General features: G+C 71.9%; 14 protein-coding genes. 10 read left to right on the top strand and 4 right to left on the bottom strand.

Features of this window, described 5'->3' with window-relative positions:
* Window positions 1-53 precede the first annotated feature (53 nt).
* Window positions 54-707, top strand: a complete 654-nt coding sequence (locus tag FFG40_RS07610; RefSeq protein ID WP_138802764.1) for a spermidine/putrescine ABC transporter substrate-binding protein — start codon at window positions 54-56, stop codon at window positions 705-707.
* A gap of 302 nt (window positions 708-1,009) precedes the next feature.
* Here FFG40_RS07610 and FFG40_RS07615 read toward each other — a convergent pair whose 3' ends face one another.
* Window positions 1,010-2,023, bottom strand: a complete 1,014-nt coding sequence (locus FFG40_RS07615; RefSeq protein ID WP_138802765.1) for a LacI family DNA-binding transcriptional regulator — start codon at window positions 2,021-2,023, stop codon at window positions 1,010-1,012.
* Window positions 2,020-2,442: a DUF3054 domain-containing protein gene (locus FFG40_RS07620; RefSeq protein WP_221935163.1), complete on the bottom strand. Its 423-nt coding sequence runs from the start codon at window positions 2,440-2,442 to the stop codon at window positions 2,020-2,022. The genes FFG40_RS07615 and FFG40_RS07620 overlap by 4 nt, the downstream gene beginning before the upstream one ends.
* A gap of 125 nt (window positions 2,443-2,567) precedes the next feature.
* On the opposite strand from FFG40_RS07620, the gene FFG40_RS07625 reads away from it, so the two are divergent.
* The 9 genes from FFG40_RS07625 to FFG40_RS07665 all read left to right on the top strand — a co-directional run bounded on the left by FFG40_RS07625 (window position 2,568) and on the right by FFG40_RS07665 (window position 12,647).
* A complete protein-coding gene (locus FFG40_RS07625; RefSeq protein ID WP_138802767.1) occupies window positions 2,568-3,518 on the top strand; it encodes a hypothetical protein in 951 nt (316 codons plus the stop codon).
* 468 nt (window positions 3,519-3,986) lie between these two features.
* Entirely contained in the window at window positions 3,987-5,144 is a 1,158-nt protein-coding gene (locus tag FFG40_RS07630) for an extracellular solute-binding protein (protein WP_138802768.1), read from the top strand.
* Complete coding sequence (locus FFG40_RS07635) at window positions 5,141-6,175, top strand: ABC transporter permease (protein WP_138802769.1); 1,035 nt, start codon at window positions 5,141-5,143, stop codon at window positions 6,173-6,175. Before FFG40_RS07630 ends, FFG40_RS07635 begins: the two co-directional genes overlap by 4 nt.
* On the top strand, window positions 6,172-6,984 hold the full coding sequence (locus FFG40_RS07640; protein ID WP_138802770.1) for an ABC transporter permease: 813 nt from the start codon (window positions 6,172-6,174) through the stop codon (window positions 6,982-6,984). Before FFG40_RS07635 ends, FFG40_RS07640 begins: the two co-directional genes overlap by 4 nt.
* A 26-nt stretch (window positions 6,985-7,010) precedes the next feature.
* Window positions 7,011-8,087 (top strand): ABC transporter ATP-binding protein, encoded by a 1,077-nt coding sequence (locus tag FFG40_RS07645; RefSeq protein ID WP_260678818.1) that lies wholly within the window; start codon window positions 7,011-7,013, stop codon window positions 8,085-8,087.
* Window positions 8,084-9,691 carry an inositol monophosphatase family protein gene (locus FFG40_RS07650; protein ID WP_138802772.1) on the top strand — a complete coding sequence of 536 codons (1,608 nt, stop codon included), beginning with the start codon at window positions 8,084-8,086 and terminating at the stop codon, window positions 9,689-9,691. The genes FFG40_RS07645 and FFG40_RS07650 overlap by 4 nt, the downstream gene beginning before the upstream one ends.
* A gap of 259 nt (window positions 9,692-9,950) precedes the next feature.
* Window positions 9,951-10,742, top strand: coding sequence for a hypothetical protein (locus FFG40_RS07655; RefSeq protein WP_138802773.1), 792 nt, complete (start codon window positions 9,951-9,953; stop codon window positions 10,740-10,742).
* Window positions 10,743-10,800: 58 nt separating this feature from the next.
* The gene (locus FFG40_RS07660; RefSeq protein ID WP_138802774.1) at window positions 10,801-11,802 is read left to right on the top strand and encodes an ATP-binding cassette domain-containing protein; all 1,002 of its coding nucleotides are present in this window, start codon (window positions 10,801-10,803) and stop codon (window positions 11,800-11,802) included.
* Entirely contained in the window at window positions 11,799-12,647 is an 849-nt protein-coding gene (locus FFG40_RS07665; protein WP_051596514.1) for an ABC transporter permease, read from the top strand. The genes FFG40_RS07660 and FFG40_RS07665 overlap by 4 nt, the downstream gene beginning before the upstream one ends.
* A 15-nt stretch (window positions 12,648-12,662) precedes the next feature.
* Here FFG40_RS07665 and FFG40_RS07670 read toward each other — a convergent pair whose 3' ends face one another.
* Both FFG40_RS07670 and FFG40_RS07675 read right to left on the bottom strand, forming a co-directional pair.
* Entirely contained in the window at window positions 12,663-13,325 is a 663-nt protein-coding gene (locus FFG40_RS07670) for a response regulator transcription factor (RefSeq protein ID WP_138802775.1), read from the bottom strand.
* A complete protein-coding gene (locus FFG40_RS07675) occupies window positions 13,322-14,557 on the bottom strand; it encodes an ATP-binding protein (RefSeq protein ID WP_138802776.1) in 1,236 nt (411 codons plus the stop codon). Before FFG40_RS07675 ends, FFG40_RS07670 begins: the two co-directional genes overlap by 4 nt.
* Window positions 14,558-14,653 lie beyond the last annotated feature (96 nt).

Genomic DNA, 14,653 nt, shown 5'->3' on the forward strand with positions numbered 1-14,653 from the left:
GACCGGCGCGGTGCGCCGGGGGTGATCCGCGCCTCCAGGCCTACTGTTGAGGGATGGACGGCATCGACGGTCGCGTGCGGGGCGCGGTCGACGTGTGGCTGCGCTGGCTGCCGCGCTGGCAGATCGGTACCGCCCGCCCGCGCACGCGCATCTGCCGGAAGTGCACCGGGTCCCCGATCGCCGCGGCCGCGGGGTTCGGACCCGACGTGCCGCACGCCGTCCAGCACGCGCTGATCGGGCGGATCTCGACGATCGTCGAGGACGCCGTCGACGACTACACGGCGAAGAACCTGCCGCTGCTGCAGCGTGAACTCGAGCGGGCGGCGGCCCGGAAGCGGCACGCGGGGTACCAGCCGGCCGAGGGGTTGTCGCCGGAGTTCCAGGGCCTCGACGTGGACCCCGAGCCGTCGCCGGGGTCGCCGTTCCTGTTCACGCTCGGCGAGCTGGCCGGCACCGGTGCAGGGGAGCAGACGCCGCGCGAGCCGTTGTCCGACGAGGCGAAGGCCGCGCTCCGACACGAGATCGCGCTGTCCGACGAGTGTGCGCGGTCGACCGGTACCGCGGTGTGCCTGGCGCTCATCGACCACCGGCCGCGGATCGCCGAGGCCGTCGAACGGCTCGTGGAGCCGCAGATCGAGGCGCTGGTGTCGGACATGTTCCGCGGGTTCGACGGGCCGGAGGACGGCCCGCGCAGCGGGTTGTTCTAGGCGCGGGCGGGCGGGCGCTCGCTTCTGCGGGTGCGGCTGCGGCCGTGGGTGCGGCCGTGGGTCGAAGCCGCACGGTGCTGTCTGTGTCGGCCCGTGCGAGGTTGCCCGCTCGGTGCACGCTTGTAGCGCCGCACCGAGCCATCACGGTGGTACCGCTTGACGAACCTCGCACCGTGCGTGCTTCTCGAGCCTCGCACCGCATCACGAATCGTGCTCGGTTTGAGCGACCTCGCATCGTGCGCGAGGCCCGGAGCCTGCACGGGTTGAGTCGACGCGCACCGTGCGAGGTCGGCGGGTCGGCGTCAGCGGGGGAGCAGGGTGCGGCCGGGGATCACGGTGCCGCGCAGTGAGCGGTGCTCGACCGGGCGCGTGGGGTCGTCGATGCGGCCGATGACGAGATCGATGGCCTCGCGGCCGATGCGCTCGATCGGTTGCTCGAGGGTCGTGAAGCCGATCCAGTCGCTCGCCAGCGGGTACACGCCGTCGAACCCGGTGACGGAGAGGTCGCGCGGGACCTCGACGCCCCGGCGGGCGAGCGCCTCGCACACGTCGAGCATCAGCCGGTCGGTCGGGCACATCACCGCGGTCACGCCCGACTCCTGCACGGCGTCCACCAGGTCGGCGGCGAGGTCGTCGGGTGGCCGCACGAAGCTCGCGTCGATGTCGATCACCCGGACGCCACGTGCTCGGAGCCGCTCGAGCATCGCCGAGGATCGCGCGTGCTGCGTGATCGCGTTGTCGAGCGGGACGGTGAACACCACGGCTGTGGTGTGGCCGGCATCGGCGACGGCATCCGCGATGGAAGCCCCACCGTCGACCTCGTCGCAGTAGACGCTCGAGAGCGCCGGGTGCAGCTCGGGCCGACCGGCGACGACGGTGGCGATCCGGGCCGCGAACTCGGCGATGTCGGCGGACGGCATCAGGCCGCTGCACACGACGAGGCCGTCGACGCGCATCGACACGAGTGCGGCGAGGGCGGACTTCTCGTCCTCGACCCGACCGACGCCCGTCGTGGTGACGACGCGGTAGCCGAGCTCCGATGCTCGGCGCTCCATCACGGCGTGCAGTGCGGTGTAGACCATGGACGAGGCGTCCCGGACGAGCATCCCGATCGTGTTCGTGCGCCCGCTGACCAGCCCCCGAGCCATCGCGTTCGCGACGTACCCGAGCTCGGCTGCCGCTCGTTCGACGCGTTCGCGGGTCTCGTTCGAGAACCGTCCGGTCCCGGAGAGCACGCGGCTCACCGCCGACTTCGAGACCCCCGCACGTGCGGCGACGTCGAGGATCGTCGGCTGGGAACCGCGGCTGCCGTTCACGCGTCGGACGCTGCGGCGTCCCGTCGCGACCGCGACGCGGTGAACCGGAGCACGCCGCGGGCGATCGCGCGCCAGCCGAGCAGGAACACCCCGAGCACGATCGTCGCGACGATGACGAACGAGATCGGCAGCGGGTTGCCGTCGACGTCACCCTGGCCGGTGGCGACGCGGATGGCCAGACCGACGAAGACCGTGAGGATCCAGACCACGATGCCGGTCGGCCAGAAGCGCAGCGGTCGAGCCCAGGCCCCGCTCGTCACGTACCCGATCGCCCAACCGGCCAGGAACGGGTACGCGGTGGTCCAGAGCGCCAGCGCCGTGTTGGCCTCACCGTGCGACGAGCGCCCGATGAGTGCGAAGACGACGATGAGGACGACGTCGATGACGGCTGCGAGCCAACCCCAGGTGCGTGCGTTCACCCGCTCATTCTCGCAGGCCCCGGGCTGCTCGCTCATTCCTCCACAAGGTGCTCGGCGCGGCTGGTCCTCCACAGCAGTCCCCTGCGGTGCTGCTCCGAAGGCGGACGATCCGGAGCATCTCGAGTATGTCGATGAACCTCAAGCTCGCACCGGTCCCCGAAGTCCTCACGTTCCGAACGTCCGCCCAGCGCCCTGACGAGTCCGATGTCATCAGACGTCGGGCCGCTGCGGGGGAGCTCACCCGGGTAGCACGCGGGCTGTACGTGGAGTCGGCGGGATGGACCGCACTCCGCCCCAGTGAGCAGCACCACCTCCGGCTACGCTCGTTCGCCGACCGGATCCGCCCCGGAGACCTGATCTCACACGTCTCCGCCGCCGTCGTCTTCGGTGTGCCCCTGCTCACCCCGCCACCGACACGGATCCACGTGACCTCGCGCGGAGCCGACCGGCGCACCACGAACGCGACCTTCGTGGTGCACGCCGACCTCGACGCCGAACGGAACGAGCGTCCGGTCGCCACGCCCGACGGACTGCTGTTGTGCGGACTCGATCGGCTGGCGACCGACCTCGCACTCACACTGCCGTTCACCGACGCAGTCGTGTCCCTCGATGCGCTCCTCCGGCGCGAGGTCGAGCGCGAAGACGTCCGGTCGGCGATCGAGCGGCGCGGGCAGAAAGGACGACGTCGCGCACTCCGGGCGATCGGGTTCGCCGATGCCGCATCGGACTCACCGGGGGAGTCGTACGCACGAGCACGGTTCGACCAGTTCGGGACACCACCGCCGGTCCTCCAGCACCGCTTCCGGGCGCTCGGCGAGCCGGACATCGTCGTGGACTTCTGGTTCCCGGATGCCGGGGTCGTGGTCGAGTTCGACGGAGCCGTGAAGTACCGGAGCGGTGCGTACCTGCGGGGACGGACGCCGGAGGAAGCGCTGTTCGACGAGAAGATCCGGGAAGACCGGCTCCGCGCGTTCCCCGAGGTGCGGACCGTGGTGCGGCTCACCTGGTCGGACCTGCGCAACGAGTGGGTCCTCCGCGCGAAGCTCCGCCAGGCCGGAGTCCGCATGTCGCGCTGAGGGGTATCAGTCACGCACCGTGCGAGATCGTTCGGCCTCTTGCCAGTGCGCACGGTGCGCGGTTCGTCGCCAACCGCGGACCTGGCTGCTCGGCGCGGGGTCATCGGCAGCGAACGGGGCCGCGCACCGTGCATCCTTCGCCGTTCGGGGGCGAGCATCTCGCTCGGTGCAGGGTTGCAGCCGGGCACGGAGCCGTCAACCTCGCACGGGTCGGCGGAACTCGCACCGTGCGCCACTCACCGCTCCGGCCGCACAGCATCGCGGTCGCACCAGAGCGAGACGCGCACGCGCCCGCGCCGCCCGCACCCGGAGTTCACCCGGCGGCGACGCCGGAGGCACCCGGAGTTCACCCGGCAGCGCCACACTCGACCCCGGCGCGGGAACGTTCCCACACTGCCCGTTCGCACAGCCCCGCACACCCCACCCCGCACGACCCCACCGCACCACCACGGAACAGGGAGAACCCACGTGAAGACCCGAGTCCTCGCCGGCCTCGCCATCGCGGCAGCCGCGACCGTCGCACTCTCCGGCTGCGTCCAGAGCGCCAACGCCTCGAACGCCGCAGACACCAGCGGCGGCAGCACGAACCTCACCGTGTTCATCAGCGGCGACACCAACGTCCAGGACCTCTGGGACAAGTCGCTCATCCCCGCCTTCGAGAAGGCGAACCCGAAGATCCACGTCAGCACGAGCATCGACCTGCACGGCGAGCACGACGCCCAGACCCAGGCGAACCTCGCCACCGCGGTCAAGGCCGGCAAGTCCGTCGCGTACGACCTCGTCGACGCCGGGTTCGTCACCACCGCCGGCAAGGCCGGGCTGATGGCGAAGGTCGGCGACAGCACGATCCCGAACCTGAAGGACGTCCCGGACGCCACGAAGCAGCAGGGCGGCGACAGCGCCATCCCGTACCGCGCCTCGAGCGTGCTGCTGGCGTACGACGCGAAGAAGGTCACGGACCCGCCGAAGACCCTCGACGACCTGCTCGCCTGGATCAAGGCCAACCCGGGCGAGTTCGCCTACAACTCCCCGTCGTCCGGCGGTTCGGGTGGCTCGTTCGTGGCCACGGTGCTCGCGAAGTACCTGACGCCCGCCGAGCAGGAGACGATGCAGACGAAGTACGACAAGTCGCTCGAGTCGAAGTGGGACAAGGGCTTCGCGGCCCTGAAGGACCTCGGCCCGTCGACGTACCAGAAGGGCGTCTACCCGAACGGCAACGACCAGGTCGTGCAGCTGCTCGGCAGTGGCCAGATCGCGATGGCCCCGGTCTGGAGCGACCAGTTCATCACCTCGCAGAAGACCGGCATCATCCCGAAGACCACCAAGGCCGTGCAGATCGACGACCCGTCGTTCACCGGAAGCGCGAGCTTCCTCGGCATCCCCAAGACCGAGCCGAAGGCCAAGAAGGCGGCAGCCGAGAAGCTCGCCGACTTCGTGCTGAGCTCGAAGGGGCAGCAGCTCGTCGCGAGCGCCGTCTCCGGCTACCCGGTGATCCCGCTCGACAGCCTGCCGGCGTCGGTCGCCGAGCAGTTCGCCGACGCGAACCCCTCGCAGCTCCGCCTCGGGTTCCAGAGCGACTTCGCCGCCGACATGAACGCGGCGTGGGACGCGAAGGTCCCGCAGTGACCCAGACCGTCCAGGAAGGCCCGGCAACCGGCCGGGAGGCCCGTGGCGACTCCGCCGCGGGCCTCCCGCCCGTCCCGCCCCACGCCCAGGGCCCGGCGCACCCCGCCAGCGGGCGCACGACGCAGGAGCGGCTGGCCCGCCGCAGGCGGTGGCAGGGCCTCGCCCTCGTCGCCGCCCCGGTGCTGGTCGTCGTCCTGTTCGTCGGCGTCCCGGTGGTGAACGCCGCCCTGTTCAGCCTCGGGTTCACCGGTGGCCTGAACCAGGCGCTCGCCGACATCGGTGGCGACACCGTGCGCGGTTTCTCGTTCGCGGTCTACGCCACCCTGCTCGGCAACGCCACGTTCCTGCGTGACCTGGTCGCGACCCTCGGCGTCACCGCACTGTCGACCGGCCTGACCGTGGGGCTCGCGGTCGTCGTCGCGGTGATCCTGCGGCTCCGCGGAGGCTTCCTCGGCAAGACCCTCAGTGTCCTGGCCGTGGTGCCGATCTTCGTGCCGGTGGTCATCGCGAGCTGGTCGATCCTGACCTTCACCGACGCGCAGGGGTTCCTCCGGAGCCTCGGTGCCCAGTTCGGCCTCGACGTCCCGGTGTGGGGCTACACCCTCGTCGCCGTGGTGTTCGGCAGCGTCTGGACCAGCCTGCCGTTCGCGGTGCTCATGATCGCCGGGGCGCTGCAGGGCACCCCGGACGCACTGGTCGAGGCCGCGAAGGACGCCGGGGCGAGCACCTGGCGCGTCGTCTGGCAGGTGCTCCTGCCGATGGCCGCGACCCCGCTCGTCATCGCGACGACGTTCACCGTGATCGGGGTCCTCGGTTCGTTCACCGTGCCGTACTTCACCGGTCCGAACGCGCCGACGATGCTCGGCGTCGACATCTCGAAGTACTTCCAGGCCTACAACCGTCCGCAGCAGTCGACGGCGATGGCGTTCATCGTGTTCGCGTTCGCCGCGGCCGCGAGCGTCTTCTACCTCCGCTCGACGGTCCGCTCGAACGCGGGCGAGCTCGACAAGAAGCGTCAGGAGCAGCAGTGATCAAGCGTCTGACCGGCAACGCCCTCGTCTGGGCGACCGCGATCGTGCTGGCCGTGTTCATCCTCGGGCCGCTCGTCTGGCTGGCCGCCCGTGCCTTCGCCACGACGTGGACCTACCCGAACCTGCTGCCCGACGGCTGGACCCTGCAGTGGTGGGGCACCGTGTTCGAGGACCGCAGCCTGGCCGTCGCGGTGCAGAACTCGCTCGTCCTCGCCCCGCTCACGGTCCTCATCGCCGCCGTGGTCTGCCTGCCCGCCGCGTGGGCGATCAGCCGCATCGAGTTCCCGGGGCGGCGGCTCGTGCTCGTCGGACTGTTCGCCACGAACGCGTTCCCGAAGATGGGCCTCTTCGTCACGATGTCGGCGATGTTCACCGCGCTGAACCTCATGAACACGGTCACCGGCATCCTGATCGTCCACGTCCTGGGCTGCGTCGTGTTCATGACGTGGTTGCCCGCCGCAGCCTTGTCGGCCGTGCCGCGGTCCCTCGAAGAAGCCGCCCGCGATGCCGGGGCGAGCCGCTGGCGCACCTTCTGGAAGGTGACGTTCCCGATCGCCTGGCCCGGGATCCTCGTCGCGATGGTGATGTCGTTCCTGGCGTCCTTCGACGAGGCGCAGGGCACGTACCTGGTCGGCGCCCCGACGTACATGACGATGCCGACGGCGATGTACTCGCTCGTCCTGAACTCCCCACGCCAGGTCTCGGCGGTGTTCGCGATCGCGTTGAGCATCCCGTCCGTGGTCCTGCTGCTGCTCGCCCGGAAGCACATCATGGGCGGCCGCCTGGCGGACGGCTTCCAGATCCGATGACCCACACCAGCACGAAAGGCGACCAGATGACGGACAAGGCGCTCGTCGCGGAACGCACACCGGGCCTCCAGGCCGACGGCAGCACGACGGACCGGACCCGCTCCGGCGGACTCACCATCCGCGGACTGCGCAAGACGCTCGGCGGACGCGACGTCGTCGCCGGCATCGACCTCGACGTCGCGAAGGGCGAGCTCGTCTCGCTCCTCGGCCCGTCCGGTTGCGGCAAGACCACGACGCTCCGCATGGTGGCGGGGTTCCTGCCCGCCGACGGCGGCGTCGTGACCATGGGGGACCGCGACGTCACGTCGCTCGGACCGGAGCGCCGGCCGAGCGCAATGGTGTTCCAGAACTACGCGCTCTGGCCGCACATGACGGTGACGCAGAACGTCGCGTTCCCGCTGCGGACCCGACGGGTGCCGAAGCAGCGGGTCGCCGAGCGGGTGCGCGACGCGCTCGAGCTCGTCGGCCTGGGCCACCACGCCGGCTCGAAGCCGACCGCGATCTCGGGCGGTGAGCAGCAGCGCGTCGCCCTGGCCCGCGCCATCGTGCAGGAGCCGGACGTCCTGCTCCTCGACGAACCGCTGTCGAACCTCGACGCGAAGCTCCGCGTGAGCGTGCGCGACGAGATCCGCCTCATCCAGCAGCGCCTCGGCATCACGACCGTGATCGTCACGCACGACCAGGACGAAGCGCTCAGCATCTCCGACCGGATCGCCGTCATGCACGACGGCCGGATCGAGCAGATCGCGACCCCGACGGAGCTCTACGCCCGCCCCGCCACGAGCTTCGTCGCGTCGTTCATCGGGTCGACGAGCGTCGTCACCGGCCGGTTCCTCGCCGGCACGTCGGTCAGCCCGACGGCGGCCGACACGGTGGTGATCCGCCCCGAGCAGGTCGTGCTCACCGACGACTCGCCGATCCGCGCGACGGTCGCGCGGGTGCTCATGCGCGGGCACTTCGCCGAGGTCGTGCTCAGCACCGACGGCGCAGAACTCCGCGCCTACGTCACCGGGCCGCCGCCGGCGGTCGGCACCGAGACCGGGGTGCGCCTGGGCGAGGTGCTCGTCCACCGCGACGGCGTGCTGCTCGAGGTCGTCCGATGAGCGCGGGGGTCCCGACGTCGACGGTCTCCGCTGCGGCTGCGGTCGACCGTGTGGTCTCGACCAGCCCGGACGCCAGGCCCGGCGTGCGTCCGCCACGCCTCGTCGCCCACCGCGGTGCGCCGCGCGTCCGGCGTGAGAACACCCTGCCCGCCATCGCGGTCGCCGAGGCGCTCGGCGCCGAGGTCATCGAGGTCGACGTCCGTCGCACCGCCGACGGCGTCGCCGTCCTGCTGCACGACGAGACCCTCGGCCGGATGTGGGGCGACGCCCGCCGGGTGTCCGACGTCGACTGGTGCGACGTCGCCCGGCTCGGCAACGGCCTCGACCGGATCCCACGGCTCGACGGCGCACTCGAACGGCTCGACGGCTGCCGGTCCACCCTGCTCGTCGACCTGACCGACGCCGAGGACGCCCTGGTCGCCGCCCGCACCGTCGCGGGCTTCACCGGCTCCACCGCGGTGGCCTGGTGCGGGGCGCCGGCGGCGATGGCGGCCGTCCGCTCCGTGCTGCCCGACGCCGACGTCTGGCTGGCGTGGGAATCGCTCGACCCGCCCGTCGCCGCGGACCTCGAGGCGCTCGACCCGTCGACGCTCAACCTCGACGTCGCGTTCCTCACCCCGCGCACCGTCGAGGTCGCGCACGCCCTGGGTCTGCGCGTCGCCGTCTGGACCATCGACGACGTCGAGCCCGCGATCTGGGCAGCCCGGCTCGGTGTCGACTCGATCACCACGAACGACGTCGGGTCCATCGGAGCAGCCCTGTCGGCGGCCGAGCGTGACGGCTGGCCCGAGCGCGACCGCGAGCCCACCGAGACCGAGGTCGCCTCGCGCGCCCAGCCCCTGGCCCACCGGATCGCCCACGAGGTCATCGCCTACACGCGTGAACACCCGGTCAGTGAGGTCCACACCAAGGCGAACCCCGCCGACCTGGTCACCGACGTCGACCGCCTGGTGGAGCAGCACGTCCGCTCCCGCGTGCGGATGGTGTTCCCGACGCACGGGTTCACCGGCGAGGAGTACGGCGAGGCCCCCGGCGACCGGCACCGCTGGTTCCTCGACCCCGTCGACGGCACCACCAACCTGGCCAACGGCGTGCCCTGGACCTCGATGTCGCTCTGCCTGACCCGTGGCGGCCGCCCGCTCGTCGGGGTCGTCGCGGACCCCTGGCGCGGCGAGGTGCTCGAGGCCCGACGTGGCCGCGGCGCCACCCTGCGCGACCGCCAGCTCCGACTCGACGACACACCCCGGCCGCTCGCCGGCGCCGTCGTCGGCACCGAGCTCGACGGACACCGCCCGTGGCCGGGGTTCGGGGCGTTCCTCGACGCCCTGGCCGACCGGTCCTGCACGCTCCGGGTGCAGGGATCGGGCACCTTGACCATCGCCCAGGTCGCGGCCGGGCGCGGGATCGGCGGCTGCGTCTCGGCGTTCAACCCGGTCGACCACGGCGCCGCGGTGCTGCTCGTGCACGAGGCCGGGGGCGTCGTGCTGACGCCGTCCGGGCCCGTGGAGGGCTTCCCGCCCGTGGGGGAGCCGTTCCTCGTGGCGCACCCGGGTGCCGCGGACGAGCTGCACGCGGTGTGGACGGCGGCGCTCGCCGCGGGGTGAGCACGGCGCACGGTGCGGGGTCGGCGATCCGGTGCGGGGTTGGCTGCCGGGTGCGGTGCTGCGGGCGCGCACGGGGCTGGGAACCGTGCACGGGGTGTGCAGGTGCGCACGGTGCGGACTGGAGGCACGGTGCCAGCCCGGCACGCGCCTCCCGGCCGACTCTGAGCGGGCGCTCAGTCATCGGAGGTCGGGGGTTCGTAGTGTTGCAGTCCACGACGGGTCCGACCGGATCCACCGTGCACCCGAAGGAGCATCGACCATGGGATTCCTCGACCGCCTGCTCGGACGTCCGGAGCGTGACCGATCCGCTGACGCACAGCAGAACCAGTGGGGGCAGCCGCCGCAGCAGCAGGGCTACCGGTACGGCCAGCAGTCCTACCAGCAGCCGGCACCGGCCGCACCGCAGGGCGGCCAGTACGGCGTCCCGCAGTGGGGCGGTGCACCGACGCAGCAGCAGGGCGCGACGACCGACGACGAGCGTGCGGTCGAGCGCTACCGCTACCTGCTCCGCACGGCCCCGCCGGAGCGCATCGAAGAGGTCCACGCCGAGGCCTTCGCCAAGCTGACCGACGAGCAGCGCCGCATGGTCTACGACGAGTTCACCCGGACCGCGCCTCCCGGTGAGGCGCCCCGTGGCGACGACCCGCGCTCGCTCGCCCAGTCGGCGACCCGCTCCGAGATCCGCCAGCCGGGCTTCATGGAGCGCTCGCTCGGCGGCGTCGGCGGTGCCGGCGGACGCTTCGGCGGCCAGCGCGGCGGCCCGTCGTTCGGCAGCATGATCGGCGCCTCGATCCTCGGGACGGTGGCCGGCTACGTCATCGGTTCGGCGATCATGAGCGCCTTCCTGCCGGACCCCGGTTCGTTCGATGGCGGTACCGACGCTGCGGGTGACGGTGGTTCGGAGGACACTGGTGCTGAATCCGGCGATGCCGGGGCGTCCGACGGCGGCGCATCCGACGGCGGCGGCTTCGACAGTGCGGGCTGGGGCGACAGCGGATCCGACTTCGGCGGTGGCTTCAGCGACTTCGGTGGTGGTGACTTCGACGTCTGAGTGACGTCCGTCGCTCCACCGGACCCCGGGTACCCACCGTGTCCGACGAAGGAGCGACATGGCCATCATCGAAGCCTCCGGGCTGACCAAGACCTACAGGTCGAAGTCCGGGCCGGTGCACGCGCTGGCCGGACTCGACCTGTCGGTGCCGCAGGGCACCGTGAAGGCGCTGCTCGGGCCGAACGGCGCGGGCAAGACCACGGTGGTGAAGGTGCTCACCACCCTCATCACGCCGGACTCGGGCACCGCGACGATCGACGGCATCGACGTGATCGCCGACCCGCAGGCCACCCGGCGGTCAATCGGGGTGTCCGGGCAGTACGCCGCGGTCGACGAGAACCTGACCGGGTTCGAGAACCTCGAGATGATCGGGCGGCTCTACCACCTGGGCCGCAGGACAGCGCGCGATCGTGCCCGGGAGCTCATCGACGTCTTCGACCTGTCCGAGGCGGGCGACCGTCCGGTGAAGGGCTTCTCCGGCGGCATGCGGCGACGCATCGACCTCGCCGGGGCGCTGGTGATGAACCCGCGCGTGCTGTTCCTCGACGAGCCGACGACGGGCCTCGACCCCCGCAGCCGGCTGGCGCTCTGGGGCATCATCGAGGACCTCGTGGCCGAGGGCGCCACGGTGCTCCTCACCACCCAGTACCTGGAGGAAGCCGACCGGCTCGCCGACGACATCGCGGTCATCGACGACGGGGCGGTCATCGCCGAGGGCACCGCGGACCAGCTCAAGGCGCAGGTCGGCGGGCACCGGGTGGTCGTGACCCTGGTCGACGAGGCCGACGGCGACGCGGCGACGACGGTGCTGCGCCGCTACGGGGTCGGCGAGGTCGAGACCTCGGGCGACGGTCGCACCCGTGCCATCGCGGTGGAGGCCGGTCCGGCAGCCCTGCAGCGCGTGCTCGCCGACCTGGGCGCGGCCGGCATCGAACTCCACGACGCCGGCATGCGACGCCCGACCCTCGACGACGTCTTCCTCCGCCTGACCGGGCACGCCGCGACGGACGACGACGCCGACGAACCCGCGGCCACCAAGCAGAAGGAGACGGCACGATGACCACCACGTCCCTCGCGCCGGGCCGGCAACTGCCCGTCGTCGTCACCTCGCCGCTCGCCGTCTGGGTCGAGGACGGCTGGACCGTCACCAAGCGGAACCTCATCAAGCTCAAGCGGTCGCCGGACATGCTCGTGTTCGCCGTGCTGCAGCCGATCATGTTCGTGCTGCTGTTCAGCCAGGTGTACGGCGGTGCCATCCAGGTGCAGGGCACCGACTACACGCAGTTCCTGATGGCGGGGATCTTCGCGCAGACGGTGGTGTTCGGTGCGACGTTCTCCGGGTCGGCGATGGCGCAGGACCTGAAGGAAGGGCTGATCGACCGGTTCCGGACGCTGCCGATGTCGGCGTCCGCGGTCCTGGTCGGGCGCACCAACTCCGACCTCGTCCTCAACTCGATCTCGATGGCGATCATGATGCTCACCGGCCTGGCGGTCGGGTGGCGGGTGAACTCGTCGCCGCTCGAGTTCCTGGCCGGCATCGCCCTGCTGCTGCTGTTCAGCTACGCGTTCAGCTGGGTGATGGCGCTGCTCGGCATGAGCGTCAAGACGCCCGAGGTCATCAACAACGCCTCGTTCATGATCCTGTTCCCGCTGACGTTCATCTCGAACGCGTTCGTGCCGAGCGACACCCTGCCGCTGGTGCTGCGCGTGTTCGCGGAGTGGAACCCGGTGTCGTCGCTCGTGCAGGCCGCACGGGAGCTGTTCGGCAACGTCGGGTCCGCCCCGGTGCCGGACATCTGGACGATGCAGCACCCCGTGCTGACGGTGCTGATCGGGATCGCCGTGATGCTCGTGGTGTTCGTTCCCTGGGCGGTCAACAAGTACACCCGCATCAGCGCGAAGTGAGACCGGCGCGGGCGCTCAGAGCAGCTTGCGCTGCAGCGCCCACGCGGTCAGCTCGTGCCGGTTCGACAGCTGGAGCTTCCGCAGGACCTTCGACACATGCGTCTCGACGGTCTTCACCGAGATGAACAGCTCCGTCGCGACCTCCTTGTAGGCGTACCCACGCGCGATGAGCCGCATGACCTCCTGCTCGCGGGCGGACAGGCGGTCCAGCTCGGCGTCGTGCTGCGCCGTCTCGCCGCTGACCGCGCCGAAGGCGTCGAGCACGAAGCCGGCCAGGCGTGGCGAGAACACCGCGTCACCGTCCGCCACGCGGGCCACGGCCTCGGCGACCTCGGCACTCGACGAGCTCTTCGTGATGTACCCGCGGGCGCCGGCGCGGATGACCCGCACCACGTCGTCGGCGGCGTCCGACACGCTCAACGCGAGGAACCGGGTGTCCGGGGTCCCCGGTGCGGACCGCGTGATGACCTCGGCACCACCGCCGCCGCCACCGCCCGGCAGGTGCACGTCGAGCAGGACGACGCGCGGGCGCGTGGCCGCGACGAGCGTCACGGCTTCGTCGACGGTCGCCGCCTCACCCACGACCTGGAGGCCCGGTGGCAGCCCGGCGCGCACGCCGGCTCGGAAGATGGAGTGGTCGTCGACGATCGCGACCGTCAACGGGGCGGGCTCGGTCATGCGTGCTCCTCGTCCTGGGCCACGGGTGCGAGCGGCAGGGTCAGCCGGACGTCGGTGCCGGTGCGGCCCGGCCCCGGCGCGATGGTCGCGTGGCCGCCGAGGCGCTGCATCCGGCCGACGATCGACTCGCGGACGCCGTACCGGCCCGCGGGCACCGAGTCGACGTCGAAGCCCGGGCCGCGGTCGCGGATGCTGAGCTCGACCCGGTCACCGGCGGTCTCGGCGTACACGCTCACGGTCCCACCGGCGTGCCGGGCGGCGTTGAGCATCGCCTCGCGGGCGGCGGCGACCAGCCCGTCCGGCAGGTCGCTGCGGGCGGGTCCGACCGCGATGACCTCGATGCGGGCGGGGTACTCGGCCTCGATGTCCACGGCAGCGTCCCGCAGCTGCGTGCCGAGGTCGCGCGCAGGTTCCGCCTGCTCGGTGAACAGCCAGGACCGCAGCTCGCGCTCCTGCGCCCGCGCCAACCGCGCTGCGTCCGAACCCGGCTCGGCCTTCTGCTGGATGAGGGCGAGGGTCTGCAGCACCGAGTCGTGCAGGTGTGCCGCGAACTCGGCCCGCTCGAGGTCGCGGACGCGGGCGGCGCGTTCCTCGGCGAGGTCGCGGACGAGTCGGACCACCCACGGGGCGACGACGACGGCGACCCCGACCAGGACGGCGACCGCGGCGGTGAGGACCGTCCAGACGTTCGGGCGGCTGCTCGTCGTGAAGAACAGCAGGATGCCGAGCACGACGAGCACCAGGGCTCCGAGCGCCCGGACGACCAGGGCGGAGGACCCGGCGGTGCGGACGTTGCGGAGCGCGTCGAACTGCCGCCAGGCGAGTGCGGCGCCGGTGACGACCACGACGCCGGGCACGACGACCTCGAGGGGGACCGCCGCGCCCATCCGTGCCGCGACGACGGCGCCGGCGGCCACGAGCAGGGCCACGCCGAGCAGGATCTCGACGACCGGGGCGCGGCGGGCGGACGCGGTGGCCTCGTCGTGGACGACGTCGGCGGCAGGGGTCAGCACGGACTTGAGCGGTGCGCTTCCGGCGGCTGCCCCGGCGGCTGCGCTCGGCACGGTCGCCCAGAGCCAGGCATACAGCAGCAGCCCGGCGCCGCCGCAGACCACCAGGACCGCGGTGGCGAGCCGGACGGCCCCGACCGGCAGCCCGGTGTGCGCCGCGAACCCGCTGCAGACCCCGCCGACGACCCTGGGGGTCGGGCGCGTCATCGTCGCGGTGGCCATGGGGCAATCCTGGCACCCGGACGGCGGTCGCAGCAGGGTCCGGGGCCGGGATCAGGGACCGGTCAGGGGGAACCCCGATGGTGCCGGCGAAGCACT

Source organism: Curtobacterium sp. KBS0715, assembly GCF_005938005.2.
GTDB lineage: Bacteria > Actinomycetota > Actinomycetes > Actinomycetales > Microbacteriaceae > Curtobacterium > Curtobacterium flaccumfaciens.

Excerpts from the sequence above, each read along its gene's own strand:
- FFG40_RS07665 (WP_051596514.1), top strand. The coding sequence starts at position 11,799 with ATGACCACCACGTCCCTCGCGCCGGGCCGGCAACTGCCCGTCGTCGTC.
- FFG40_RS07675 (WP_138802776.1), bottom strand. The coding sequence starts at position 14,557 with ATGGCCACCGCGACGATGACGCGCCCGACCCCCAGGGTCGTCGGCGGG.
- FFG40_RS07660 (WP_138802774.1), top strand. The coding sequence starts at position 10,801 with ATGGCCATCATCGAAGCCTCCGGGCTGACCAAGACCTACAGGTCGAAG.
- FFG40_RS07655 (WP_138802773.1), top strand. The coding sequence starts at position 9,951 with ATGGGATTCCTCGACCGCCTGCTCGGACGTCCGGAGCGTGACCGATCC.
- FFG40_RS07610 (WP_138802764.1), top strand. The coding sequence starts at position 54 with ATGGACGGCATCGACGGTCGCGTGCGGGGCGCGGTCGACGTGTGGCTG.
- FFG40_RS07650 (WP_138802772.1), top strand. The coding sequence starts at position 8,084 with ATGAGCGCGGGGGTCCCGACGTCGACGGTCTCCGCTGCGGCTGCGGTC.
- FFG40_RS07645 (WP_260678818.1), top strand. The coding sequence starts at position 7,011 with ATGACGGACAAGGCGCTCGTCGCGGAACGCACACCGGGCCTCCAGGCC.
- FFG40_RS07625 (WP_138802767.1), top strand. The coding sequence starts at position 2,568 with ATGTCGATGAACCTCAAGCTCGCACCGGTCCCCGAAGTCCTCACGTTC.
- FFG40_RS07670 (WP_138802775.1), bottom strand. The coding sequence starts at position 13,325 with ATGACCGAGCCCGCCCCGTTGACGGTCGCGATCGTCGACGACCACTCC.